Origin of the sequence: Nonomuraea phyllanthi (genome assembly GCF_006334985.2) — a bacterium.
In the GTDB taxonomy this organism is placed as follows: domain Bacteria; phylum Actinomycetota; class Actinomycetes; order Streptosporangiales; family Streptosporangiaceae; genus Nonomuraea; species Nonomuraea phyllanthi.
On the sequence record NZ_VDLX02000004.1, the window covers coordinates 446,915 to 470,548 of the forward strand.

Consider the following 23,634-nt stretch of genomic DNA (forward strand, 5'->3'; position numbering starts at 1 on the left):
ATTAGTTCGTGATCCAAACTGTTGTCAAGTAGACTTCTTCTGTGGTGACGACGAACGAGCCGGTCCCGGGCTTCACCGAGGCGCTCGTACGCCTGGCGCACCTCGTGCAGCAGGTGTACGGCGAGGTCGCCAGGGAGCACGACCTGACACCCCAGCAGGCGCAGCTGCTGTGCCTGCTCATCGGCGGCCCCGTGGGGATGACGGAGCTGACGCGCGCCCTGCACCTGGAGAAGTCGAGCCTGACGGGGCTCGTCGACCGGGCCGAGAGGCGCGGGCTCGTGGCCCGCGTCCGCGACTCCCGGGACCGGCGTGCCTGCCTCATCGAGCTGACCGGCGAAGGGACGCGGACGGCGGTGCTGGCGCACGACGGGGTCACGCGGCAGCTGGAGACGCTGGCGGCGGACCTGCCGGCGGAGCACCGGGAGCTCGTCGCGTCGGCCATCGGCGGCATCCTGGCCGAGCACACGTCCAGGACGGGACGCGCCTGGTCCGCGCCGGGCCCTCACCGGCAGGGCGGATAATCACACCCGTGGACATGCTTCCCGACGCACTCAGAGCGGCCCTGGACAAGGCCGTGGCCGGCTTCACGCCCCAGGACCTCGCCGACTCCGTCGCGCGCCTCACCGAGAGCTACCGCGAGGGCACGGCGGGAGGCGCCCACATCAGGTCCAGCGCCGACGTCGCCGCCTACGCCGCGTACCGCATGCCCGCCACCTACGCCGCGGCCGCCACCGCCATGCGCCAGGCCGCCGCCATGACGCCCGGCTTCCGGCCGGGAAGCCACCTCGACGTGGGCGGCGGCACCGGCGCGGCGATCTGGGCGGCCGGCCAGACCTGGAGCTCCATCGACCGGGTCACCGTCATCGAGCACGACCCGCAGATCATCGACCTCGGCAGGCGCCTCGCCCGCGCGTCCGGGTCGCTGCGCGGCGCCACGTGGCGGCAGGCGTCCGTCCGCCCCGGCCTCGACCGGCCCGCCGCCGACCTGGTCACCATGTCGTACGCGCTGGGCGAGCTGCCCCGCGCCGAGCGCCGCGACGTCGTCGGCTGGCTGGCCAGGGACGCCGCCATGGTGATCGTCGTCGAGCCCGGCACCCCCGCCGGCTACGCCACCGTCGCCGAGGCCAGGCAGGCCCTGACCGCTCTCGGCCTGACCGTCGTCGCCCCCTGCCCCCACGACGGCCCCTGTCCGATCCAGCCGGAGCGCGACTGGTGCCACTTCTCCGTCAGGCTGCCCCGAGGCTCCCTGCACCGCCGCATCAAGGCCGGTACGCTCAGCTTCGAGGACGAGAAGTTCTCCTACGTGGCCGCCACCGCGGCCGGCGGGCAGCGGGCCGCTGCCCGGATCCTGCGCCACCCGGTCAAGCGCAAGGGCATGGTGTCCCTGCGCCTGTGCGCCGGGGAGGAGGGCGTCCAGGACGTGATCGTCTCCAAGCGGCAGGGCGACCTCTACCGCGCCGCCAGGGACGCCGCATGGGGCGACGGCTGGCCGCGTACGGACTGACAGGGCGCGCGGGGACACACCTGCTGAGACGCCCGTCACATTCGCGGGCGACCCGTCACACTCGCCGGGGCCGGGCCGCTCTCATCCTGTGACACCCGCACCAGGAGGAACACCGCGATGCCAGAGGCCACCCAGGTCTTCGTCGACCACCGGGAACTGCTGTTCTCCGTCGTCTACACCATGCTGGGCAGCGTCGCCGACACCGAGGACGTGCTCCAGGAGACGTGGCTGGCCTGGGCGCCGCGCAGCGAGTCGGGCGAGGAGATCGCCAACCCGCGCGCCTACCTCGTCCGCATCGCCGTCAACCGAGCGCTGGCCCGCCAGGAGAGCATCAACCGCCGCCGCGAGCACTACGTCGGCCCCTGGCTGCCCGAGCCCGTCGCCACCGGCGACCAGCAGGACGCCTCCGAGCAGGCGATGCGCGCCGAGTCGGTGTCGATGGCGCTGCTCGTGGTGCTCCAGTCGCTCACCCCGCTGGAGCGGGTGGTGTTCCTGCTGAACGAGGTCTTCGGGTACGCGCACACCGAGATCGCCGGCATCCTCGACCGCACCCCGGCGTCCGTGCGCCAGCTCGCCCACCGCGCCCGCGGGCACGTCCAGGCCCGCCGCCCCCGCTACGACGTCGACCCGCGGCTGCGGCGCAAAGCCACCGAGAAGTTCCTGGCGGCCGTGTTCGGCGGCGACCTCGGCGGCCTGCTGCGGCTGCTGGCCCCCGACGTGACGCTCTGGTCCGACGGCGGCGGCAAGGCGCCCCAGCCGGGCCTGCGCCCCGTCCACGGCCGCGACAAGGTGGCCAGGCTGCTCACCTCCGGGTTCGACCGCGTGCCCGCCGGGCTGGACATCCGCTACCGCGAGGTGAACGGCGACCCGTCCGCCGTGCTGTTCGACGGCGACGCGCCGTTCGGCATGATGGTGCTGGACCTCACCCCCGACGGCGAGCAGGTGAGCGGCATCTACACCGTCACCAACCCCGACAAGCTCACCCACCTCGGCCAGGCCGACCCCGAAGGGGAGCCAGGGCACTCCGCGGGTGAGCCATCCTTGAGGGATGTGGACGACTGATCTCCTTCATTCCCTCTACGCCGGCCGCCTGCGCCGCCAGGTGACGGCCGGGCCGCTGCCCCGCCACGTCGGCCTGATCATCGACGGCAACCGGCGCTGGGCCAGGCAGAAGGGCCTGCCCAACCCCAGCATCGGCCACAAGTACGGCGCCGAGCACATCGCGCACGTGCTGGAGTGGTGCGAGGGCCTGGGGATCAGGCACGTCACCGTGTTCCTCTGCTCGACGGAGAACCTCCAGCGCCGCGGCGACGAGGAGGTCGCCTACCTGCTGCGGGTGATCGAGCAGATGGTCGCAGACCGGCTCGACCGGCCCGACGCCCGCTGGCGCGTCCACGTCGCGGGCCTGCTCGACATGCTGCCCGACACCACCGCCCACGCGCTCAAGAGCGCCGTCGAGGCGACCCGCGCCTGCACGACCGGCTTCCACCTCACCCTGGCCATCGGGTACGGCGGCCGCCAGGAGGTCATCGACGCCCTGCGCGAGCTGCTGTACGAGCGGGCCGAGACCGGGCAGTCCATGGTGGAGCTGGCCTCCACGCTCAGCGTCGACGACATCACCCCCCACCTCTACACCGCCGGGCAGCCCGACCCCGACCTGGTGATCCGCACCAGCGGCGAGCAGCGCCTGTCCAACTTCCTGCTCTGGCAGTCCGCCTACTCGGAGCTGTACTTCTGCGAGGCGTACTGGCCGGCCTTCCGCGAGATCGACTTCCTGCGCGCGCTGCGCAGCTTCGCCGCCCGGCAGCGCCGGTTCGGAGGCTGAGGTGCTGGACCTCTTCGACAGGGAGCTGCGGCGCGGAGCCCGCCCCGACGGACCGGGCGCGGTGATCGAGCGCGCCGGAGACGTCGTCCGCCAGGTCGCGCCCGCGGACGGCTGGAACGGCGTCCTGTGGTCCGCCCTCGACGAGCGCACCGCCGACGCCGCCATCGCCGAGCAGGTGCGCCACTACCGCGCGCTGGGACGCCCGTTCGAGTGGAAGCTGTACGGCCACGACCGGCCCGCCGACCTCGACCGCCGCCTCCTCGCGGCCGGCTTCACCCCCGAGCCCGCCGAGACTCTGATGGTGGCCGAGATCGCCCGCCTGCCCGCGGCGGGGGAGCCGCCCGAGGGCGTGCGGCTGGTCCCGGTCACCGACGCGGACGGCGTCGAGCTGATGGCCGAGGTGCACGAGCGCGCCTTCGGCGCCACCCGCGACCACATCAGGGCCCTCCTGCGCGGCCAGTTCGCCGCCGGCGCCCTCGTCGCGGTCGTCGCCATGGCCGGCGACGAGCCCGTCAGCGCGGCCCGCATGGACCTGCACCCCGGCACCGGATTCGCCTCACTGTGGGGCGGCGGCACCGTGCCGGAGTGGCGCGGGCGCGGCCTCTACCGCGCACTGGTCGCCCACCGAGCTCGGGAGGCGGCCGCGCGCGGCTACCGCTACCTGCAGGTGGACGCCTCCGACCAGAGCCGGCCCATCCTGCTGCGGCTGGGGTTCGAGGCACTCACCACGACGACGCCGTACGTGCACGACTGACCATGCACGGACGCGTACGCGCACGGCAGCGGACGCGCGGACCCGTACCTGCACGGGCGTGAGACGCCCGGACCGGCAGCCGGTGGCGCGGGTCAGCCCGGTGGCCCGGGAGCCCTCGCACAGCGCCGCGCGGGCCTCGACGTCGAGGAGGTCGTCGAAGACCCACAGGAACCCCGGACGCTTCTTCGAGCGCATGATCTCCGCCGCCTCGCGCAGCCGCCGCCCGGCGAGCTCCGCGTCCGCGCCGACGTCCGTCAACGTGACGCAGTTCCAGAAGGCGAACCGGCAGTCGGCCCAGCGGACGGCGATGCCCGGAAGGTCCCGCACATCCGCCCCCGGGTCCCGGTCGAGCACCATGGCCCGCCAGACCAGGGCGAGCTGCTCCATCGACTCGATCGACTCCACCAGATCCGCCACGGACGCTCCTCGAAGACGACGACGCCGAGTTGCCGGTCCTTTACAATAAGCGACGACTGGGGTTCGGAAGGAGGGCCGGCAGCCCGTCGTGTCCGGCTGCCAGTGCGGGCGCTCACCCCTGAGGACTGACCTAGGAACGGTCTCCCGGCGCCTGCGGCGTGCCGTACTCCGCGAACAGCTCCGCCACCTGGCGAGGGTCGCGGGCGGCCGCCAGGGACAGCGTCAGCAGGAGCCGCGCCTTCTGGGGGTGCAGGTCCTGGGCGGCGATCACGCCGGGCATGTCCGGGTGGACCGCTCCGCTGGTGTTGCGGTTGGCCGCGACGAGCACCATGCCCTTCTTGGCCGCGGCCTGCGCCTGCTCGAACTGCCCCGGCGACGGGGTGCCCGCGAAGACCAGCCCCTTGACGCCCGCGTCGGCGAACGCCTTCACCGGCTCCCCGCCGGCCTGCGCGTAGGTGTAGACGATCTCGGTCCGCGGCAGCTTGTCACGCGAGATCTTCGACAGGTCGAACGGGGTCTTCACGCAGGTCCGCGCGGGCGTGCTCAGGAGGGTGACGCCCTGGTCGCCGATCGAGCCGAGCCGGCCGGTCTCGGGGGCGGCGAAGGTGTCCGGCCGCTGGGTGCTGGTCTTGGTCACCTCCCTGGCGGCGAAGATCTCGCCGTTCAGCGTGACCACGGCGCCGAAGCAGCGCGTACGCCGCCCGGCCGCCACGCGGATCGCGTTGTAGAGGTTGGGCGGCCCGTCGCTGCCGATCGCCGTCCACGGGCGCATGGCGCCGGTGAGCACCACCGGCTTGGGGCTGCGGACCGTGAGATCCAGCCAGTACGCCAGCTCCTCCATGGTCTGGGTGCCGGTGGCCACCACCACGGCGTCCGCAGCGGCCAGCTGCCGGTCGACCAGGCGTGACAGGTCGTGATAGTCGGCAAGGGTGTAGTCGGTGGAGCCCTTGCCGCCGAAGTCGCGTACCGACACGTCGGCGATCTCGCCGACCTCGGGCTGCAGGTCCTTCACCAGGTCGGCGACCGGCAGCCGGCCGGGCCGGTAGCTCTCGAAACTCACCCGGCTCTCGGCCGCGCCGGCGATCGTGCCGCCGGTCCCGATCACGACGACCTTCGGCTTGGCCGTACGCCCCACGCCTTCCGCAGGGACGGTACCGGCGATCACCACGGCGGCGGCCAGGGTGGCGGTGAGAACGCTTCTCATCATCATGGGGGGCTCCAGTTCTTCGGTGGTTCCCCTGATTCTTCGAGACGCGGCCTCGCAGGTCAGTCACGCATACACGTGACCTGGAGGTAGGGAGCGCCCTACCGCGTTGCCGGGGGTTGACGGCGCGTTCGCCGTGACGAACGCCGTTCGTGGAAGTGTTCGCCCCGACGAACGCCGTACGTCCGGGGGCCGTCACGACGAACGGCGTACATCCATGAGTTAGTACGCTTGACGTGCCGCACCCACCGCGAACGGAGCCCAGCACGTTGCCCGCCACCCACCCCCGCGAGCTCGGCCTGGTGGCCGACTGCGCGAGCTGTTTCGGGCTGTGCTGCGTGGCACTGCCGTTCTCCGCCTCGGCCGACTTCGCCGCCGACAAGGACGCCGGTCAGCCCTGCCGCAACCTGCGCGAGGACTTCGGCTGCTCCATCCACGCGCAGCTCAGGGAGCGCGGCTTCCCCGGCTGCACCGTCTACGACTGCTTCGGGGCGGGGCAGCAGGTCTCCCAGGTCACCTTCGGCGGCACCAGCTGGCGGGCGGCGCCTGACACGGCGCGGCAGATGTACGCGGTGTTCCCCGTCATGCGGCAGCTGCACGAGCTGCTGTGGTACCTGGCCGAGGCGCTGACGCTGGAGCCCGCCCGCGCCGTGCACGCCGAGCTGCGCCAGGCGCTCGCCGAGACCGAGCGGCTCACCCGGGAGAGCGCCGACGTGCTGGAGCGGCTCGACGTGGCGGCCCACCGGGGCGTCGTCAACGCCCTGCTGCTGCGGACGAGCGAGCTGGTCCGGGGCAGGGGCGGCAAGGACCGCAGGGGAGCGGACCTGGTCGGGGCCCGGCTGGCGGGCGCCGACCTGCGCTCGGCCAACCTGCGCGGCGCCTACCTCATCGGCGCCGACCTCCGGGGTGCCGATCTCCGGGGTGCCGACCTGATCGGGGCCGACCTGCGGGGTGCCGACCTGTCGGGCGCCGACCTCACCGGCGGCTTCTTCCTCACCCAGGCCCAGCTCAACGCCGCCAAGGGCGACGCCGCCACCCGCCTGCCCACAGCCCTCACCCACCCCACCCACTGGGCCACCACCCGGTACAAGCGAGCCGCGAACGGCCCGTCACGGGGTGCCGGCTCCGGGTCGGAACGTAAAGCGCCGTCCAGGCGCGGCTCCAGCTCAGGTGAAGGCGCTGTGTCGGGGCAAGGCACCGGTTCGGGGCGTGGCGACGGTTCCGCGCGGGGTGACGGTTCGGGGCGTGGGTCCGGCCGGCGCCGACGTCGCCGCTGACATCGCCGCTGACATCACCGCCGAGTCACAGCGGCGCCGCCGCGCCACACCGTCCGCCACACCGCCACCCTCCATCACGGGTGAGCGGCCACGCTCGTCGCGCCGGCTCAGATGGTGACGGGCAGTGACGTCAGCCGCCAGGTGCCCGGATCAAGGGTGTACTGCAACTCCCCGGCGAGCGCCAGATCCGGGAACCGCCGCAGCACGGCGCTCAGTGCGATCCCCGTCTGCACCCGGGCCAGCGACGAGCCGACGCAGAAGTGCGGCCCGTGCCCGAACCCGAGGTGCGGCGACGGCTCCCGCCGCAGGTCCAGCCGGTCGGGGTCGGTGAAGGCGCGCGGGTCGCGGTTCGCGGCGGCGATGGAGGCCGTGACCGGCACCCCTTCGGGGATGGGCACGCCGCCGATCTCCACCTTCTCCCTGGTGAAGCGGGGGATGGTCAGCAGTTGCGGCCCGCACCAGCGCATCAGCTCGTCCACGGCCCGCGGCATCAGCTCCGGCTCCGCCCGCAGGGCGGCGAGCTGGGCGGGGTGGGCGAGCAGGGCGGCAATGGCGTTGGCGATGAGGTTGGTGGGGGTCTGGCCGGCCAGGACGAGCGTCCAGACCATGGTGACGAGCTCGGTGTCGGACAGGCGGTCGCCGTCCTCCTCCATGACCCGGGCCAGGCCGGAGACGAGGTCCTCGCCGGGCCGCTCCCGGCCGCGGGCGACGGCGGCGTGCGCGTCCTCCAGGATGCGGGGGATGGCGGTCCCGAAGCTCTCGCCGTGCCCGGCCGCGACCGCGGCGCCGTACTCGCGCCATTGGGGACGGTCGGCGGCGGGGATGCCGACCATCTCGCAGATCACCGCGATCGGCAGCGGGCGGGCGAAGTCGGCCAGCAGGTCGGGCCGCGGCGGCAGCTCGTCGAGCAGCCCCTCGACGATCGCCTCGATGCGCGGGGCGAACTCCGCGGCCCGGCGCGGCGTGAACGCGGGCGCGACGAGCCGGCGCAGCCGTGCGTGCTCGGCGCCGTTCATCTCGGACATGGTCCGCATGTACGGCAGGCAGTGCTCCGGTACGTCGGGCCGCTGGTAGCTGTGCTCGTCGGTGGCCAGCCGCGGATCGCCCAGCATCGCCCTGGCCTCCTCGTGCCGCGTCACTGCCCAGAACGGGCCGAACCCGGGCGCCTTGAGCCGCGCCACGGGTGATTGCTCCCTGGCGGCCGTGTACGCGGTGAAGGGGTCACGCAGCAGCGCCGGATCGGTCAGGTCGATCTCGGGCACGTCGGTCATCTCACCGCTCCATTCAAATGACATCATCATCTGGATGTGCAGAGTATCTGGAATTTCGGGCATGCGGCAACGAGAGCGCTCGAAACCGCGCCCGGCCACGGCTCTCTACCGGCTCCGCGTGGACGCGGGCCCGCGGGGTTCAGCCGCCGTCCGCAACGTCGAGGGAATCGGGGTCGCCGAGGTCGGCGAAGAAGAGCTTGAGCTGTTCACCGGCCGCATCTTCGCGTCGTGGTCCGCGCTGTGGAACGGTGAGCTGAGCCTGGCCGATCGGAACGTGGCCCCCGAGTTCCGGCTCCGCTACGCACAGCCGGGCACGGACGCTTTCGACCACATCCGGCACCCCTCGCAGCTGGCCGAGATGATCACCCGGTTCCGGGCGGCCCGTTCCGGGCTGCGCTTCGCGCCCGACGGCGAGGCCGTCGCGGATGTGCGCCTCGCCGACGGGCGCGCGCACGGCAAGGTCGCCCAGCCCCATGTGGCGACCTTCACCGACGAGACCGGGCGCGACCTGCGCATCAGCGGGATCGACATGCTGCGCGTCGAGGACGGCCTCATCACCGAGGTCTGGTCGGTCTCCGGGGGACGAGCGGGACGGGCCTTCTACGGCAACTGAAGAGCGATGAGACGGGGCCGGTCGGCACGTGGCTCCGGGAGGTGGGTCAGAGGGTGGTGGGGAGGACCTCCTGGCCCCGGACGCCGGGGTCGGCGGCGAAGAGGGCGCCTGCGGCCGGCTGCTCGGCCCGGTCCACGCCGTGCGCCGAGGTGGTGACGAAGAGCCGGTCGAGGTGCTCCCCGCCGAACGTCACCGCCGTCACCTGCCGCGCGGGCAGCTCCACCACGGCGTCCAGCCGGCCGCCGGAGTCGTAGCGGTGCACGGCCCCGCCGCCCCACAGCGCCACCCACACCCCGCCCTCGGCGTCGACGGCCAGCCCGTCGGGCGCGCCCTGGCCGGGATCGACGGTGACGAACGGGCGCCGCCCGCTCAGCCCGCCCTCCGGGTCGTAGTCGAGCACGTCGACCCGCCCGGTCGGGGTGTCGGCGTAGTAGGCCAGCCCGCCGTCGGGGCTGAACCCGAAGCCGTTGGAGATCGTCACGCGCGGCAGCACCACCCGCAGCGCCCCGCCGGGCCCGGCCACGTAGAACGACCCGCGGCCTGGGCTCTCGTCGTAGGCCATGGTGCCGATGTAGAAGCGGCCGTCGGGGTCGCAGCCGCCCTCGTTCATCCGGACCGTGGGGTCGCTCCAGGCCTCGCCGAGGGAGGTCAGCGGGGCGTCCAGGTCGTCGGAGCCGGCCAGCAGCAGCTCCCGCTCGGCCGCGACCACGTACCCGCCGGACACGCGCGGCCGCACGACGGCGGCCACCTTGCCGACGTGGCGGCGGCGCACCCCGCCCTGGGCGTCGAGCGCGAGCACGTCGCCCGCCAGCATGTCCACCCAGCGCAGGCCGCCCCAGCGGCTCGACCACACGGGCCCCTCGCCATGCTCGGAGACGGGGTCGGTCACGGTGTACGGGGTGATGCTCATGCCGCTCTTCTCCCGAGGTTCTGCTGAGGTCGCGGGGCCGTGATCCACACTATCGGCGGCGGGGGGACCGCACCCGGTCCACGGCGGCCCCCGCGCGCCGCCGCCGCACCGATCCGCGGCCGCTCCGCGCCGCCGCTGCCGAGCTCAGGAGGGACGGGCGGGGCCGACCGACTGGCCGGGCACCAGGGTGCAGGGGATGAGGATGTGGGGGAGGGCGTCCTGGACGCCTTCGAGCTGGTCGATCAGCGCGTTCACGCCCAGCCGCCCCAGCTGGGGGGCCGGCGCCGCCATGACGGTCAGGGACGGCTCGATCATCTCGCCCAGCTCGGCGGTGGTCGAGGCGGAGATGACGGACAGGTCGCCCGGCACGGACCGGCCGAGCTCGCGCGACCCTTTGACCAGCCCCGCCGAGGCGCCCTCGTTGACCAGGATGACGGCGGTCGCCTCCGGGGCGTCCTCGGCGAGCGCGCGCGCCGCCTCCCGCCCGCCGGCCGAGGTGCCGGCCACGGTGATGACGGCGGGCGGCTCGCCGAGAGCCGCCATGGCGTCGCGGTACGCCGACTCCACCCGCATGATCCGGCCCGGCTCGTGCCCGGACGGGGCCTTCGTGCGCTGGGTGACGAGCGCCACGCGCCGGTGCCCGTACGAGCGCAGGTGCGCCAGCGCCTGGTCGATCGTGGTGACGAAGTCGATGTCGACGAACGGCAGGTCCTCGTCCTCAGTGCGTCCGATGAGCGCGAACGGCAGCCGGGAGGCGATGAGCCGGTCGACGCGCGGGTCGTGGATCTGCACCTCCATGAGCAGCGCGCCGTCGACGAGCCCCCCGGCCAGCAGGTGCGACATCTGCTCGTCGCCGTTCACCGGCCACAGCACCAGGTCGTAGCCGCGCTCGCGGGCGCCGTGGGCGGCGCTCATGACGAACTGGATCACGGTGGCGTTCGGGCGGGCCTCCAGGTCGGGGTGGAGCAGCGCGAGGATGCGCGTGCGGGAGCTGGCCAGGGCGCGGGCGACGACGTTGCGCCGGTAGCCGAGCTCCTCGATGGCCGCCTCGATGCGGGTCCGGGTCTCCGGCGCCACCCGCTTGGTGCCGTTGAGGACGAAGGAGACCGTGGCGATCGAGACGTTGGCCCGCTCGGCGACGTCGCGCATCGTGACCATGGACGGTGCCTCCCGGCTCGTGAGGGCGCGAAGAGCAGCGACATGCTATCGCGACGCCGTTGGTAAAGCGCTTAACGTGTTATTGACATCACCCGGTCATGAGCGCAACATACTTCACAAGCAGGCGCGGTTAAGCGCTTTACCAATTCTTGCCCGACTGTTGAGAGCCGTGCGGCCCCCGGGCCCGCTCTCCGCGACCCCATCCATCGGACGAGCCGAACGAACCCGAACGAACCCCCGTACGCCGTGCGCAGCCCAGCACGCGGCAGCGCACGGACCCGTTCCGCAGAAGGAGTGGCTCACATGAGGACAGCACGGAGGCGCCGTGGCAGGGCGCCCGTCGTGGCTGTCGCGGCAGCGGCCCTCGTCCCCCTCACCCTGACCGGCTGCGGCGGATCGGCCGCCTCCGACTCCGCGGCCCTGACGATCCAGGACTACTACGACGACTCGCACGACCCGATCTACCACGCCTGCGCCGAGACCGTCGGCGTCCCCATCGCGATCAACCACGTCGCCGGCCCCGGGCTGATCCCGAAGGTGCTCCAGCAGAGCTCCTCACGCACCCTGCCCGACGTGCTGATGCTCGACAACCCCGACCTGCAGCAGATCGCCGCCTCCGGCGCGCTGTCCCCGCTGGACGACTACGGGGTGAGCGCGGAGGGCATGGTGCCCGCCGTGGTCAAGGCCGGCACGTACGACGGCAGGCTGTACGGGATCGCCCCCGCGGTGAACACCCTCAGCATCTTCTACAACAAGGACCTGTTCGCGGCGGCCGGCATCACGACGCCGCCCAGGACGTGGGCCGAGCTGCGGGCCGCCGCCGAGCGGCTGACCGGCCAGGACCGCTACGGCTTCGCGATGAGCAACGTCAACACCTACGAGGGCTCCTGGCAGTTCCTGCCGTTCATGTGGGGCAACGGCGGCTCCGAGCAGGACATCGCCACCCCGGAGACCGAGCAGGCCCTGCGGTTCCTCGTCGACCTGCAGAACGACGGGTCGATCTCCAGGAGCTCCATCAACTGGAGCCAGGACGACGTGATCGACCAGTTCGTCGCCGGCAAGGCCGCGATGGTCGTCAACGGCCCGTGGCAGATCCCGACGCTGAAGGAGCACGAGGAGCTGCACTGGGCGGCGTTCACGATCCCGACCCGGGCCGCCACGCAGACCACCGTCGCCCCGCTCGGCGGCGAGGTCTACACGGTCCCCCGTACGGACGACCAGGCCAGGATGCGCCAGGCCGGGCGGTTCGTGAAGTGCCTGGCCTCCCCGGAGATGCAGCTGGAGTCGGCGAGGATCCGGCGGAACATCCCGTCGGACCTGAAGGTCGCCGCGGAGTTCGCCAGGTCGAACGAGGTGATCGCGCCGTTCGTCACGGCCGTGCGGACCGCCCGCGCCCGCACCGCGATCCTCGGGCCGGACTGGCCGAAGGCGGCGACGAAGATCTACTCCGCCGTGCAGACCGCGCTCACAGGCAAGGACGCCCCGGCGGAGGCCCTCCGCCAGGCGCAGGACCAGTAGCCACCGGGCACCGCGAAGGAGTGGCTCCATGACCTCGGCCGGCATCCGGCTCACCTCCGCACGGAACCCGCGTGACGGGGCGGCCCCGCTCAGGGCCCGCCTGGTCAGGCGCGGCACCCCGTGGCTCTTCACCCTGCCCGCCATCGTCTTCGTGGCGGTGTTCTTCGGATATCCCGTCGTCCAGAACATCGTCATGAGCTTCCAGGAGTACACGACCTCCACCTTCTACAGCGGCCACGCGCCCTGGGTCGGCCTGGCCAACTACGCGGCCACCGTCTCCAGCACCATGTTCACGACGACCATGGTGAACACGGCCCTGTTCACGATCGGGTCGATCTCCTTCCAGTTCGCGATCGGGCTCGCCCTGGCGCTGTTCTTCCGGCGCAACTTCCCGCTCAGCGGATTCCTGCGCTCGCTGCTGCTGCTTCCGTGGCTGCTGCCGCTGATCGCCTCCAGCGCGGTCTGGAAGTGGCTGCTCGACCAGGAGAGCGGCGCGCTGAACGAGTTCCTCGGCCTGTTCGGCGTCGATCCCGTGCCGTGGCTGGTCGATCCGACGCTCGCGCTGGCGGGCGTCATCGGCGTGAACATCTGGCTCGGGATCCCGTTCAACGTGGCCATCCTCTACAGCGGCCTGCAGGGCGTCCCGAAGGAGCTGTACGAGGCGGGATCGCTGGACGGCGCGGTCGGCTGGAAGGCGTTCCGGCACATCACCTGGCCGAGCATCCGCTCCGTGGTCAGCGTCGTGCTGGTGCTCGGCGTCGTCTACACCCTCAAGGTCGTCGACATCATCCTCGGCCTGACCGGCGGCGGCCCCGCCAACTCCACCCAGACGCTGGCGACGAACGCCTACAACAAGTCGTTCGTCGAGTTCGACTTCGGGGAGGGCGCCGCGATCAGCAACATCCTCATCGTGGTGTCGCTGGTCTTCGCCATGGTCTACCTGTCCATCTCGCGCCGGGAGCCCGCCGCATGAACCGTTCGCCGGCCGCGCGCCGCCTCCCCATGACCGTGCTGGGCGTGCTCTTCCTGACCGTGATGATCTTCCCGGTCTACTGGATGGTCAACAGCAGCCTCCAGGCCGACTCGGGAGCCGCCGCCACCGCGTTCTTCCCGGTCCACCCGACCCTCGACGGGTACGCGACGGCGATCGCCGACCAGGGCCGCAACTTCCTCACGAGCCTGACCATCGCGCTGGGCACGGTGGCGCTGACCCTGGTGCTGGCCACCCCCGCCGCCTACGGCCTGGCCCGCTTCCGCACGCGCGGCGGCACCGCGTTCCTGCTGGCGCTGCTGGTCGCGCAGATGATCCCCGCCATGGTCATCGCCAACGCCCTCTACCCCATGTTCAACTCGCTCTTCCTGATCAACAACGTGTTCGGCCTGATCCTCGCCAACACCGCGATGGGCATCCCGTTCGCGGTGCTGCTCATCCGGGCGTTCATGGGCGCCATCCCGAGAGCGCTCGTGGAGGCCGCGCTGGTGGACGGCGCGGGCCACCTGCGGGCGTTCGTCTCGATCGTCGTGCCGATCAGCAGGAACGCGCTCGTGACCGCCGCGCTGTTCACGTTCCTCAGCGCGTGGAGCGACTTCCTCTTCGCCCTGACGCTGACCAGCACGCCCGAGGTGAAGCCCATCACGCTCGGCATCTACGACTACATCAGCGCCAACACCCAGGACTGGGCCGCGGTGATGGCCACCGCCGTGCTCGCCTCCGTCCCGGCGGGCCTGCTGCTCGTCCTCGCCCAGCGCTACATCGCCGCCGGCGCCGTCAACGGCGCCGTCAAATGAGACCGTTCACCACGACGGCATATCGAGAAGGGAACACCGCGTGAAGATCCATGTCACGGTATGGGGAGAGAACCGCCACGAGCAGCTCGAACCCCATGTCGCCGAGATCTACCCGGACGGCATGCACAACGCCATCCGGCGCGGCATCGAGGGCTGGCTGGGGGAGCGGGCGAGCGTCGGCACGGCCACGCTCGACGATCCCGAGCACGGCCTGACCGAAGAGGTGCTGGCCGGCACCGACGTGCTCATCTGGTGGGGGCACGCCGCGCACGCGGAGGTCTCCGACGAGGTGGTGGAGCGGGTGCACCGGCACGTGCTGTCCGGCATGGGGCTGGTCGTCCTGCACTCCGGCCACTGGTCGAAGATCTTCACCAGGCTCATGGGGACGACGTGCACGCTGCGCTGGCGCAGCGACAACGACCGCGAGCTGGTCTGGACGGTCAACCCGACGCACCCGATCGCCCGCGGCATCCCGCACCCCATCGAGATCCCCGCCCAGGAGATGTACGGCGAGCAGTTCGACATCCCGACCCCCGACGAGCTGATCTTCATCAGCTCGTTCACCGGTGGCGAGGTGTTCCGCAGCGGCTGCACCTTCCGGCGCGGCAACGGCAAGATCTTCTACTTCAGCCCCGGCGACCAGGACTACCCGGTCTACCACCATCCCGACGTGCTGCACGTCATCGCCAACGGCGCCGAGTGGGCGGCCGGCGACCGGTCGCGGCGCGAGCTGCCGACGCTGCTGCGCTACGACAGGGGCGACTTCTTCAACGGCCACGACTACCGCGGAGCCATGGAGAACAAGGAGCACGCCGAGTGACCGGTTTCGCGCGCGCGGCCGATCCGTCGCGCCCGCTCCGCGTCGTCCAGGTCGGCGCCGGCGCGATGGGCCAGGCCTGGATCCGCACGCTGGCCGGCTCCGCCGACGTCGAGCTCGTCGGGGTGGCCGACCTCGACCTCGGCCGGGCGGAGGAGACCGCACGGGCCGCCGGCGGCGGCGTCCGGGCGGGCGTCTCGCTGGCCGAGCTGCTGGCCTCGGCCGAGCCGGACGCCGTCGTGAACGTCACCGTCCCGGCGGCGCACAGCGCCGTCAGCATCGAAGCGCTGTTCGCCGGGCTGCCCGTCCTGTGCGAGAAGCCGGCCGCCCCCACCCTCGCGGAGGCGCTCGTCCAGGTCGCCGCCGCCGAGGCCGCCGGCCAGCTGCTGATGATCAGCCAGTCCCGCCGCTACTTCGCCGCCCTGGCCGAGTTCCGCCGCCGCGTTCAGGAGCTGGGCACGGTCGGGCTGCTCACCACCGGCTTCTTCCGCGGTCCCCGCTTCGGCGGCTTCCGCGACGAGATGGCCCAGCCGCTGCTGGTCGACATGGCCATCCACGCCTTCGACGCCGCCCGCTACCTGCTGGACGCCGAGCCGGTCTCGGTCACCTGCGAGAGCTGGAACCCGGCCTGGAGCTGGTACCGCGGCGACGCCGCTGCCACGGCGACGTTCCGGTTCGACGACGGCACCCGCTACGTCTACACCGGCAGCTGGTGCGCGGAGGGGCTGGAGACGTCGTGGAACGGCGAGTGGCGGGCCTCCGGTCCGGCCGGCGCGGCGACCTGGGACGGGGAGGACCACGTCGCCTCCAGCGTCGGCGGCGCGAGCCACGTGCCGCCCGGCCGCGAGGAGCAGATCGCCGGGGCGCTCGCGGAGTTCGTCACGGCCCTGCGGACGGGTGAGGAGCCGTCCGGGACGATCGCCCGTAATGTCCGCAGCCTCGCGATGGTGGAGGCGGCGGTCCGCTCCGCCGAGACCGGCGAACGCGTCGACATCGGCGCACTGCTGGAGCAGGCCCACCGCGACGCGCTGGCCCAGGCCGTGCCCGAGCCGGTCCGCGCCCGCCTCGAATCCCGGGGCACGCCGAGGATGGCGGGAGAGGCGGTCACGAGCTGACGGCGGTACGCGCTCAGGGTTCCGGCGGGCTCGGCTGCAGGTAGACGGCCGAGGCGATCGGGACCTGTTCCCTGATCCGGCGTTCGGTCTCGGCCAGCGCCCTGGCCGCCCCGTCCACGTCCCCGGACGGCGGCATCGTCACCCGGGCGGCCACCAGCAGGTCCTCGGGGCCCAGGTGCAGCGTGCGCACCTGGGCGTACCCCTGGATCGCCGGGTCGCCGTCCAGGACGGCCGTGATGGCCTCCTGGACGGACCGCGCGGCCGCCTCGCCGATGATCATGCTCTTGGTCTCCCTGGCCAGCGTCACCGACACCGCCACCAGCAGCAGCCCGATGGCGATCGAGCTCAGGCCGTCGAACAGGGAGTTGCGGGTGATCAGGGTCAGCGTGACGCCCGCCAGCGCGAATCCGAGCCCCGTCAGCGCGGCGGCGTCCTCCAGCAGCACCACCGGCAGCTCGGGAGCCTTGGCGTCGCGGATGTAGCGCGCCCAGGAGCGCCTGCCGCGCACCCGGTTGGAGCTGCGGACGGCCGTGCGCAGCGAGAACGACTCCATGGCGATGGCCCCGACCAGCACCCCGATCGCCCACGGCCAGCTCTCCAGCGGCTCCGGGTGGGTGATCTTCTCGTACCCCTCGAACAGGGCGAACAGCCCGCCGCCGAAGAACAGCACCACCGACACCAGGAAGCCGTAGAAGTAGCGTTCACGGCCGTACCCGAACGGATGGGCGGGGCTCGGCTCGCGCGCGGCCCGCCGCCGGCCGAGCATCAGCAGTGCCTGGTTGCCGCTGTCGGCGACGGAGTGGATGCCCTCGGCGAGCATGGCCGACGAGCCGGTGAACAGGAACGCCACGAACTTGGTGACCGCCACCCCGACGTTGGCGGCCAGCGCGGCGAGCGTCGCCTGGTGAGATCCGTCCCCGCTCATCCAGTTCTCCTCCTCCGGATCGGAGGTGGTCTTTTACCCGAGATGGCGGGGGACCATCATGATTCGTCCTCGGCGCGCATGCCGTACACGTCGTAGCTGAGCTCGCCCGCCCGCCACCGTGCCCGCAGGCCCGCCTCCTTGGCCAGCCGCTCCCGGACGGCGGTCACGGTCCGCTCCACGTCGGCGGCCGGCACCGCCACCGCGCCCCGCACCGGGGCCTGGGTGGCGAGCAGGTCGCCGAGCAGCGCGACCGGCCTCGGCTCCGGCATCGTCAGCACGACCACCTCGCCCGGCCGCACGTGCGCCGTCACCTCGTGGACCGCGCGGTTGTCGTCCTGCCCGCACGGCGCGGTCCTGGCAGGACCGGCGACCGCGCGGCCGGGCAGCTCGAATAGCCGGCCCCCTCAGCCCGCCTCGAACCACACGGCCTTGCCCGCGTGGCACACATCGACCCCCCAGCGCCTGGACATCAGGTGGACCATGAGCAGCCCGCGCCCGCCCTCGTCGGAGGGACCGGCATGCCGGCTGCACGGCAGCTGGGCGTCCTCGTCCCAGACCGCGCAGCGCAGGGTCTCACCCCGGGCCGAAAGGGTGAGCACCACGTCACCCCAGGCGTGCTCCACGGCGTTCGTCAGGAGTTCGCTGGCGAGCAGTTCCATGACGTCGGCGAGGTCGCTGTGCGACCGCAGCCCCCACTCGGCCAGCTTGCGGCTGACCAGGTGACGCCCGGCCGGAATCGACGCCACGTCCTGCGGCAGCCCCCAGGACGCGCGGCGGTCGCGCGCCACGGGCGCCGTCCTCCGGCCTTTGGGCCGGCACAGGACGGTAAGGCGGAAAACCTGGGCCAGGCACGGCAGGCAGCAGATGTCGGCAGTCATGGGCTCCCACTTCCTCGACTGGTTGAGGGGCTTGCTCCCATTCCTTACGATCCTCCTCGCGGGCCGCCCGCGTCATCGCCACCAGCACCCATCTGCCACCCCGGTCACCGGCACCCCGACGTGCTGGCTACCTGGAACACGCGCCCCATGCCCGTCGCCCCTCAAGCCCGGTGATGGGAGTGGGTGACCGCTCACTCACCCCGTAGTGCCCGGCCGGGAGGCGACCCTCCTCGTCCTGGGACGAGCCGTCGTCCCCCGAGACCTCCTCCAACGTACGTCCACCGACACGCACACGGCGCCCACCGACATCGATCGCCGGCCGCGCGGCCCCACCACGGCCGGCTTGCCCATGGAACGGGCGACGACGGCGGCGGGCCCGCCGTGCGCGGTGACGACTCCGGCCGCGGCGGGGAGGCCGTGCAGGTCGAGCGGGGAAACCGTACGTCGCCGGTCTCGGCCGCCGGCACCTTCGCGCACGTGTCCGAGGCGGCGGGGCCGCCCGAGCCCTAGGTCGAGTCCGAGCTGATCGATCTGGCCGTGGCCGGCCGGGTCACGCACCTTCCCGGTGACTTCGGCGGGTGGGCCTGACCGAGGCGGGCCGGGCCGCGGACCTAAGCGTCACGCTCGGCATGCCCCGGCACTGAGCCGGTTCGGCCCCCCGCCGTGGTCGCGGCGTGCGCGGCGCCCCGCCCGACGGCACGGGCGACGATCCTGCCGTCCCGTACGCGTACCGCGCCCTCGGTCGTGTCGCCCGCGTGCGGGATCCCGGCGGCGGAGGCGACGGCGGCGTCCTCGTCGATGACCAGCTGGAGGCCGGGCCACGCGTCCGGGGCGAACACGAGCCGCAGGCAGGAGGCGAGGTCACCGACCTTGAGCCGGACGAGCCGCCCGATCTCGGCGGGGTCGCCCGTCACCACGGCCACGGTGATCCGGTCGCCCGGGCGGGCGGCGCGTACGGCCTCCTCGGCCGCCTCCAGCCGGGCGGCGCCGAGGACGGCGATCACCCCGTCGGCGCCGAGTTCGGCCGGGCGGCGGCTGATCAGGTCGGGCGTCTCGGCGGGCGGCTCCCAGGGGTCCGCGACGCTTCGCGCGGGGCTGACGAACGGGAGGTACGGCGGGTCCCACGTGTCGGCGAGGTCGAGACCGGCGAGGTGCCGGCAGGCGCGGACCACGTCGAACGGGTCGCCGTAGCCGGGCGCGGTCTCGGCCAGGTGGCCGGCACCGTTCAGCAGCGTCAGGGCCAGCTCGGCCAGCCGCACGCGGCGCTCGTGGCGCGGCAGGCCCGCCTCCAGGGCGAGCCCGAGCAGCAGCGCCTCCAGCCTGGCGACCTGCCCCAGTGCGGTGCGGCCGGGCTCGTCGTCGAACACCCCGGCCAGGGAGCGCGCCTGCAGCTTCCCGCTGGCGGGGGTGTCGCCGCTCAGGGGGAGGCGCTCGAGCCACACCCGGGCGAACGCCCCCAACCCCGCGCCGGCATCGGGGAGTGACGGCCCGCCGGATGCGCCCGGCCTCGTCGCGGTGCCGGGGTGCGGTGGCTCGCTGGAGGTGCCTGGCCTTGTCGCGGTGCCGGGGTGTGGCGGCTCGCCGGAAGTGCCCAGATTTGTCGCGGTGCCGGGGCGTGGTGGCTCGCCGGGGGCGCCTGGCCTGGTGGCGATGCTGGAGTGCGGCGGTTCGCCGGAGGTGGCCGGCGCTCTCGCGGCGTCGGGTGCCGTGGCCTGGCCGGGCGCTTCGGCTGCGCCCGTGGTGGCCGGGGCTCCGGCAGGGGACGGCTGTTCGATCGCGGCGACCAGCACCGCCAGGTAGAGGGCGCGCTTGCTCGGGAAGTTCGAGTACACCGCGCCGCGCGTGAGCTCCGCCCGCTCCGCGATCCGGTCGATCTTGGCGTCCGCGTAGCCGCGCTCGGCGAACTCCTGCCTGGCCGCGGCCAGCACGGCCGCTCGCGTACGTTCCTGCTGCTGCGCCCGCGTCAGCCTGGCCATCACGGCCCCTTCACACTCGAGCTGCTCATGGGCCAAACGATACTGCCAACACTCGAATGTTCTCATCATCTGACTGAATTGCCCCACTTTGAGCTGCGACCATGTGAAAAATCCCACAAATGGCCAGCTCAAACTGCACAGTTCAGACTGACGGTTTTACCGTGGAAGCATGGGAGAGTCCGATCTGGCCGCCCGCGCGGCGGGTGACGTGTGGGTGGTGTTCAGTCGCCTGCGCCGCCGGGTCAGGGCGGTGTCCGGCGAGGGCGACCTCACTCCGGCGCAGGCGTCCGTGCTGGCCCGGCTGGACAAGGAAGGCCCCGCCTCGGCCAGCGACCTCGCCGTGCTCGAACGCGTCCGCCCGCAGTCCATGGCCAAGATCGTCCTGGCGCTCGAACAGGGCGGGCTGGTGGCCCGCCACCCCGACCCCGAGGACGGCCGCCGCCAGCTCGTCACGCTGACGGACCTGGGCCGCGAGCGGCGGCTCGGCGACCGGCGCGCCCGCGAGGAGTGGCTCGGCAGGACCCTGGGCGAGCGCTGCACCGACGAGCAGCTGCGCGCCGTCATCGAGGTGATGGCGCTGCTGGACGACGTGGCGCACGCATGACCCGGCTCGCGGCACGGCTGCGCGCCATCCGGCGGCCGGCCGGCGGCGGGTTCGACCGCAAGCTGATCGCGCCCATGATCCTGGGCTCCGTCCTCAACCCGATCAACTCCTCGATGCTCGCCGTGGCGCTCATCCCGATCGGGCAGGCCTTCGGCGCGTCGCCGTCGGAGACCGCGTGGCTGATCACGGGCCTGTACCTCGCGACCGCCGTCGGTCAGCCCGTCATCGGGCGGCTCGTGGACGCCTTCGGCCCGCGCCCCCTCTACCTGATCGGCACCGCCCTGGTGGGCGTCGCGGGCCTGATCGGCGTGCTCTCTCCCGAGCTGTGGGTGCTGATCGTCTCGAGAGTGCTGCTGGGGTTCGGGACGTCGGCGGCCTATCCGGCGTCGATGTTCCTGCTGCGCTCCGAGTCCGAACGCACCGGCGTACGCAGCCCGAGCGGGGTCCTGGCCGGGCTGTCGATCTCCAACCAGGTCGTCGCGGTCCTCGGGCCGCCGCTGGGCGGGCTGCTCATCGGCGTGGGCGGCTGGCACCTGATCTTCGCGGTCAACGTGCCGCTGTCGGCGGCCTGCCTCGTCCTGGGCGCCCTGCGCCTGCCGCGCAGGTCCGGGCGCGGCCGGGCCGGCGGCGTGGACCTGCCGGGCATGGCGCTGTTCGCCGTCACGCTGACCGCGTTCATGTCGTTCCTGATGGACCCCGTGGCGGCGCACTGGCCGCTGCCGGCGGCGGGCGCCCTGGCGGGGGCGGCCTTCACGGTACGCGAGCTGCGCGCCGCCGCCCCGTTCCTCGACCTGCGGGTCCTGGCCGGCAACGGCCCGCTCCTCGCCACGTACGGCCGCCAGCTGCTGGCCTTCGTCACCTCGTACGCGTTCCTGTACGGCTTCACCCAGTGGCTGGAGGAGAGCCGCTCGCTCAGCCCGTCCGCGGCCGGGCTCGTGCTGCTGCCCATGTCCGTGGCGGCCATCGCGGTCACCGCCGTCACCGGCCGCCGCCCCGAGGTGCGCGGCAAGCTGCTGGCCGGCAGCCTCGTCCAGGTCATCGGCTGCGCCGCACTGCTGCTGATCGGCCCCGCCACGCCGATCTGGCAGCTGGTGATCCTGGCCACGGTCATCGGCATCCCGCAGGGCCTCAACGGCCTGGCCAACCAGAACGCCCTCTACGCCCAGGCCGACCCCGCCCGGATGGGCTCCTCGGCCGGGCTGCTGCGGACGTTCATGTACCTCGGCGCGCTGGCCGCCTCGGCCGCCAACGCCGCCTTCTACCGGCACGGCGCCACCACCGGCGGGCTCCACGACCTCGGCCGGCTCCTGGTGGCCGTCGCCGCCCTGCTGCTGGTCGTGACCCTGGCCGACCGGTCGTTGCGGCGCGTCGGGCGCACGGACCGCGACGGCACCCCGTACCAGCAGAAAAGCACCACGGATAACCCGAAAGGCACCATCATGCCCGTCACCGCCCTCGACTCGCAGACCGCGCTGGTCGTCATTGACCTCCAGAACGGCATTCTGGCCATCCCCGGCGCCCCGTACGCCACCTCCGACGTCCTGGCCCGCACCGTCCAGCTGGCCGAGGCCTTCCGCGCCCGCCGGCTGCCCGTCGTCCTCGTACGCGTCACCTCCGCCTCCGACGGAGCCGACGTCGTGCCGGGGCGCAGCGAGGTCTCGCGGGCGGCCCGCGCGCGGACGCCCGGCTGGGACGCCATCGCGGACCAGCTGGCGGGGCACCCGGAGGACATCGTCGTCACCAAGCGCAACTGGGGCGCCTTCTACGGCACCGACCTGGACCTGCAGCTGCGCCGCCGCGGCGTCACCCAGATCGTGCTGGCCGGCGTCGCCACCAGCATCGGCGTGGAGTCGACCGCGCGTGCCGCCCACGAGCACGGCTACAACGTCACGCTGGCCACCGACGCGATGACGGACATGGACGGCGATTCCCACCGCCACAGCACCGAGAAGATCTTCCCACGTCTCGGCGAGACCGGCACCACCGCCGAGATCCTCGACCTGCTGGCCAAGACCCACCCCTGACCGCCACCGGGCTCCGGCCCCGGCTCTGATAATGTCTCCGGCAGTTCGTCCTGAGGAGGTGAGACCCGTCAACGCCGTGTCAGTTCGGGTGCTCCCTCCCCGCGACCGGGGCTAGACGGCCGCGGGAGCGCCCTAGGGTGTTCCGAAAGGCAGTCCATGTCCCTCCCCTCCTCCCCCTCTCTCGTCACCAGGCTGCGCGCCGCCGGATGCGTGTTCGCCGAGGACGAGGCCGATCTGCTGCTCTCCACCGCGGCCACGCCCGCCGAGCTCGACGCCATGGTCGAGCGGCGCGTGGCCGGCGAACCCCTCGAACACGTCCTCGGCTGGGCCGAGTTCTGCGGCGTGCGCGTGGCCGTGGCGCCGGGGGTGTTCGTGCCCAGGCCGCGCACCGGGTTCCTGGTCGGCCAGGCCGCCGCGCTGGCCCGCCGCGTCGCCGGGACGCCGGTCGTCCTCGACCTGTGCTGCGGCACCGGCGCGATGGGCCTGGCGCTGGCCGCGCGGCTGGAGCGGGCCGAGCTGCACGCCGCCGACCTCGATCCCGCCGCCGTCCGCTGCGCCCGGCGCAACCTGCCGGGCGGGCACGTCCATCTCGGCGACCTGTACGAGCCGCTGCCCGCCACGCTGCGGGGCCGGGTGGACGTCCTGATCGCCAGCCCGCCGTACGTGCCGTCCGGCTCCGTCTCGCTCCTCCCGCCCGAGGCCCGGTTGCACGAGCCGCTCCTCGCGCTGGACGGCGGCGGCGACGGGCTCGACGTCGTCCGGCGGGTGATCGCCGGGGCCCCTGACTGGCTCGCGCCTGGCGGGCACCTGCTGGTCGAGACCGGCGAACGGCAGGCGGACGCGACCGCCGAGGCCGTCGCCCGCGCGGGCCTGGCCGTCGAGGTGGCGAACTCGGAAGAGCTGGACGCCACGGCGGTCATCGGGACCCGTGCCTGACCAGGATCGAGCTTTCCTACCGCGCCGTCATTTGCAGTAATTGATCCCTTTTTGCGGGGCGGCGTGCCGTTATCGGTCCGTGGACTTCGCCGATGATCCGCGCTTTCATTTTCCCGTCGG

General features: G+C 72.9%; 24 protein-coding genes and 1 pseudogene. 16 read left to right on the plus strand and 9 right to left on the minus strand.

The genetic code is table 11. The features are described from left to right. Positions 1–41: 41 nt before the first annotated feature. The 5 genes from FH608_RS13535 to FH608_RS13555 all read left to right on the plus strand — a co-directional run bounded on the left by FH608_RS13535 (position 42) and on the right by FH608_RS13555 (position 4,083). Complete coding sequence (locus FH608_RS13535) at positions 42–521, plus strand: MarR family winged helix-turn-helix transcriptional regulator (RefSeq protein ID WP_226899443.1); 480 nt, start codon at positions 42–44, stop codon at positions 519–521. A gap of 14 nt (positions 522–535) precedes the next feature. Then, positions 536–1,504: a small ribosomal subunit Rsm22 family protein gene (locus FH608_RS13540; RefSeq protein WP_139630993.1), complete on the plus strand. Its 969-nt coding sequence runs from the start codon at positions 536–538 to the stop codon at positions 1,502–1,504. A gap of 117 nt (positions 1,505–1,621) precedes the next feature. Beyond that, on the plus strand, positions 1,622–2,566 hold the full coding sequence (gene sigJ, locus FH608_RS13545; RefSeq protein ID WP_139630807.1) for an RNA polymerase sigma factor SigJ: 945 nt from the start codon (positions 1,622–1,624) through the stop codon (positions 2,564–2,566). Next, positions 2,553–3,329 carry a polyprenyl diphosphate synthase gene (gene uppS / locus FH608_RS13550; protein WP_139630808.1) on the plus strand — a complete coding sequence of 259 codons (777 nt, stop codon included), beginning with the start codon at positions 2,553–2,555 and terminating at the stop codon, positions 3,327–3,329. The genes sigJ and uppS overlap by 14 nt, the downstream gene beginning before the upstream one ends. Before the next feature lies 1 nt (position 3,330). Continuing rightward, complete coding sequence (locus FH608_RS13555) at positions 3,331–4,083, plus strand: GNAT family N-acetyltransferase (RefSeq protein WP_139630809.1); 753 nt, start codon at positions 3,331–3,333, stop codon at positions 4,081–4,083. A gap of 547 nt (positions 4,084–4,630) precedes the next feature. On the opposite strand, the gene FH608_RS13565 is transcribed toward FH608_RS13555, so the two are convergent. After that, positions 4,631–5,710 carry an asparaginase gene (locus FH608_RS13565; RefSeq protein WP_139630810.1) on the minus strand — a complete coding sequence of 360 codons (1,080 nt, stop codon included), beginning with the start codon at positions 5,708–5,710 and terminating at the stop codon, positions 4,631–4,633. Positions 5,711–5,973: 263 nt separating this feature from the next. Here FH608_RS13565 and FH608_RS13570 point away from each other — a divergent pair. Next, a pseudogene (locus FH608_RS13570) lies at positions 5,974–6,777 on the plus strand (pentapeptide repeat-containing protein); the annotation flags it as partial. A 311-nt stretch (positions 6,778–7,088) separates the two neighbouring features. Here FH608_RS13570 and FH608_RS13575 read toward each other — a convergent pair. After that, complete coding sequence (locus FH608_RS13575) at positions 7,089–8,252, minus strand: cytochrome P450 family protein (RefSeq protein WP_139630811.1); 1,164 nt, start codon at positions 8,250–8,252, stop codon at positions 7,089–7,091. 61 nt (positions 8,253–8,313) lie between these two features. Between FH608_RS13575 and FH608_RS13580 the strand changes: the two genes are divergently transcribed. Next, a complete protein-coding gene (locus tag FH608_RS13580; protein WP_139630812.1) occupies positions 8,314–8,865 on the plus strand; it encodes a nuclear transport factor 2 family protein in 552 nt (183 codons plus the stop codon). A 46-nt stretch (positions 8,866–8,911) separates the two neighbouring features. On the opposite strand, the gene FH608_RS13585 is transcribed toward FH608_RS13580, so the two are convergent. Together FH608_RS13585 and FH608_RS13590 are read right to left on the minus strand one after the other, a co-directional pair. Further along, entirely contained in the window at positions 8,912–9,775 is an 864-nt protein-coding gene (locus tag FH608_RS13585) for an SMP-30/gluconolactonase/LRE family protein (protein WP_139630813.1), read from the minus strand. A 144-nt stretch (positions 9,776–9,919) separates the two neighbouring features. Then, positions 9,920–10,933 carry a LacI family DNA-binding transcriptional regulator gene (locus FH608_RS13590; RefSeq protein WP_139630814.1) on the minus strand — a complete coding sequence of 338 codons (1,014 nt, stop codon included), beginning with the start codon at positions 10,931–10,933 and terminating at the stop codon, positions 9,920–9,922. Positions 10,934–11,236: 303 nt separating this feature from the next. Between FH608_RS13590 and FH608_RS13595 the strand changes: the two genes are divergently transcribed. Genes FH608_RS13595 through FH608_RS13615 form a run of 5 tightly spaced genes read left to right on the plus strand, consistent with a single transcriptional unit; the run spans position 11,237 to position 16,171 of the window. Beyond that, complete coding sequence (locus FH608_RS13595) at positions 11,237–12,451, plus strand: sugar ABC transporter substrate-binding protein (protein WP_139630815.1); 1,215 nt, start codon at positions 11,237–11,239, stop codon at positions 12,449–12,451. Between the two features lie 28 nt (positions 12,452–12,479). Next, positions 12,480–13,424 (plus strand): carbohydrate ABC transporter permease, encoded by a 945-nt coding sequence (locus FH608_RS13600; protein ID WP_139630816.1) that lies wholly within the window; start codon positions 12,480–12,482, stop codon positions 13,422–13,424. Next, positions 13,421–14,239 (plus strand): carbohydrate ABC transporter permease, encoded by an 819-nt coding sequence (locus FH608_RS13605; RefSeq protein WP_139630817.1) that lies wholly within the window; start codon positions 13,421–13,423, stop codon positions 14,237–14,239. The genes FH608_RS13600 and FH608_RS13605 overlap by 4 nt, the downstream gene beginning before the upstream one ends. 40 nt (positions 14,240–14,279) lie before the next feature. Further along, the gene (locus tag FH608_RS13610) at positions 14,280–15,059 is read left to right on the plus strand and encodes a ThuA domain-containing protein (RefSeq protein WP_139630818.1); all 780 of its coding nucleotides are present in this window, start codon (positions 14,280–14,282) and stop codon (positions 15,057–15,059) included. Further along, a complete protein-coding gene (locus FH608_RS13615) occupies positions 15,056–16,171 on the plus strand; it encodes a Gfo/Idh/MocA family protein (RefSeq protein ID WP_226899445.1) in 1,116 nt (371 codons plus the stop codon). The genes FH608_RS13610 and FH608_RS13615 overlap by 4 nt, the downstream gene beginning before the upstream one ends. A gap of 13 nt (positions 16,172–16,184) precedes the next feature. On the opposite strand, the gene FH608_RS13620 is transcribed toward FH608_RS13615, so the two are convergent. The 4 genes from FH608_RS13620 to FH608_RS52650 all read right to left on the minus strand — a co-directional run bounded on the left by FH608_RS13620 (position 16,185) and on the right by FH608_RS52650 (position 18,397). Then, positions 16,185–17,096: a cation diffusion facilitator family transporter gene (locus tag FH608_RS13620; RefSeq protein WP_139630819.1), complete on the minus strand. Its 912-nt coding sequence runs from the start codon at positions 17,094–17,096 to the stop codon at positions 16,185–16,187. Between the two features lie 56 nt (positions 17,097–17,152). Further along, positions 17,153–17,482 carry an RraA family protein gene (locus FH608_RS13625; RefSeq protein ID WP_139630820.1) on the minus strand — a complete coding sequence of 110 codons (330 nt, stop codon included), beginning with the start codon at positions 17,480–17,482 and terminating at the stop codon, positions 17,153–17,155. Between the two features lie 18 nt (positions 17,483–17,500). Continuing rightward, positions 17,501–17,884, minus strand: a complete 384-nt coding sequence (locus tag FH608_RS13630; protein ID WP_193318390.1) for an ATP-binding protein — start codon at positions 17,882–17,884, stop codon at positions 17,501–17,503. Positions 17,885–18,169: 285 nt separating this feature from the next. After that, a complete protein-coding gene (locus tag FH608_RS52650; RefSeq protein ID WP_226899504.1) occupies positions 18,170–18,397 on the minus strand; it encodes a PEP-utilizing enzyme in 228 nt (75 codons plus the stop codon). Here FH608_RS52650 and FH608_RS53810 point away from each other — a divergent pair. After that, positions 18,356–18,484: a hypothetical protein gene (locus FH608_RS53810; RefSeq protein WP_264372900.1), complete on the plus strand. Its 129-nt coding sequence runs from the start codon at positions 18,356–18,358 to the stop codon at positions 18,482–18,484. The two genes, FH608_RS52650 and FH608_RS53810, sit on opposite strands and share 42 nt — an antisense overlap. A 101-nt stretch (positions 18,485–18,585) precedes the next feature. On the opposite strand, the gene FH608_RS13640 is transcribed toward FH608_RS53810, so the two are convergent. Continuing rightward, entirely contained in the window at positions 18,586–19,950 is a 1,365-nt protein-coding gene (locus tag FH608_RS13640) for a TetR/AcrR family transcriptional regulator (protein ID WP_226899446.1), read from the minus strand. 169 nt (positions 19,951–20,119) lie between these two features. Between FH608_RS13640 and FH608_RS13645 the strand changes: the two genes are divergently transcribed. The 3 genes from FH608_RS13645 to FH608_RS13655 all read left to right on the plus strand — a co-directional run bounded on the left by FH608_RS13645 (position 20,120) and on the right by FH608_RS13655 (position 23,514). Beyond that, on the plus strand, positions 20,120–20,554 hold the full coding sequence (locus FH608_RS13645; protein WP_139630824.1) for a MarR family winged helix-turn-helix transcriptional regulator: 435 nt from the start codon (positions 20,120–20,122) through the stop codon (positions 20,552–20,554). Continuing rightward, positions 20,551–22,578: a hydrolase gene (locus FH608_RS13650; RefSeq protein WP_139630825.1), complete on the plus strand. Its 2,028-nt coding sequence runs from the start codon at positions 20,551–20,553 to the stop codon at positions 22,576–22,578. The genes FH608_RS13645 and FH608_RS13650 overlap by 4 nt, the downstream gene beginning before the upstream one ends. 156 nt (positions 22,579–22,734) lie before the next feature. Next, positions 22,735–23,514, plus strand: coding sequence for a putative protein N(5)-glutamine methyltransferase (locus tag FH608_RS13655; protein ID WP_139630826.1), 780 nt, complete (start codon positions 22,735–22,737; stop codon positions 23,512–23,514). Positions 23,515–23,634: the final 120 nt, after the last annotated feature.